This is a genomic window from Methylobacterium tarhaniae, assembly GCF_001043955.1.
Lineage (GTDB): Bacteria > Pseudomonadota > Alphaproteobacteria > Rhizobiales > Beijerinckiaceae > Methylobacterium > Methylobacterium tarhaniae.
Genome location: NZ_LABZ01000470.1, coordinates 1 through 619 on the forward strand (window position 1 = coordinate 1; position 619 = coordinate 619).

The following is a 619-nucleotide window of genomic DNA, read 5'->3' on the forward strand; positions in this document are numbered from 1 at the left end:
AGCCACCTCCACAACCTCGAACCCGAGGACCTCGTGGCGCTCACCATCGAGGCCGCCGCCATGGCGCAGGTGCCGATGGCCGGCACGGGCTGGATTCCGGGCAAGACCGGCTTTTGAGCACAACGAAGGGCCGTCCCACGGGGGCGGCCTTTCCCTTCGACAGCACGGCCGAGCGGGCCGCCCGAATCAACGCAGGGTGACGCCATGAACACGGATCTCGAAACCGTCGCGAAAGAGCGCGGCATCAAGTACTTCCTCGTCTCCTACACGGACCTGTTCGGCACGCAGCGCGCCAAGCTCGTCCCGGCCGCCGCCATTGCCAGCACCTGTCGGAACGGCGCCGGGTTCGCAGGCTTCGCCACCTGGCTCGACATGAGCCCGGCCGATGCCGACCTCCTCGCCGTTCCCGATGCCGCCGGCCTGATCCAGCTGCCCTGGAAGCCGGAGGTCGGCTGGCTGCCCGCCGACCTCGTCATGGGCGGCAAGCCGGTGGAGCAGGGGCCGCGCAACATCCTCAAGCGCCTGATCGCCGAGGCGGCCCGCGACGGATTGCAGATGAAGACCGGCGTCGAGTGCGAGTTCTTCCTGATCACGCCGGACGGTTCCGAGCCCACGAGAC

Annotated in this window: 1 pseudogene; it reads left to right on the forward strand. The window is 68.8% G+C overall.

Annotation, left to right across the window (positions count from 1 at the left end):
• Positions 1–204: 204 nt before the first annotated feature.
• Positions 205–619 (forward strand): annotated as a pseudogene (locus VQ03_RS30725) (type III glutamate--ammonia ligase); the annotation flags it as partial.